General features: G+C 74.3%; 1 pseudogene. It reads right to left on the reverse strand.

Annotated features, from left to right (window positions below):
- Positions 1–284: pseudogene (locus HT134_RS44495) on the reverse strand (ABC transporter permease); the annotation flags it as partial.

Raw genomic sequence — 284 nt, forward strand, 5'->3', positions numbered from 1 at the left:
AGGAGCTGCTGGACCTCGCTGCCGCCGATCACCGGCACCAGCCGCAGCCGGAACGAGAACACCTGGATGAGCACGATGCGGAGCCAGAAGGCCGGCACCGAGACGAACAGCGACGGCACGGCCTGCAGCGCCCCCCGGAGCCGGCTCAGCCGGGTGTGGCAGGAGGCGAACGCGACGGCCACGGCGATCAGGACGGCCAGCGCGACCGCCGTCCCCGCCAGCTTCGCGGTGGCCGGGAGCCCCTCGGCCAGCCCCTCGGCCACGGGGGTGCCCGTGTCGATGGA

Source organism: Nonomuraea rhodomycinica, from assembly GCF_013363995.1.
GTDB classification, from domain to species: domain Bacteria; phylum Actinomycetota; class Actinomycetes; order Streptosporangiales; family Streptosporangiaceae; genus Nonomuraea; species Nonomuraea rhodomycinica.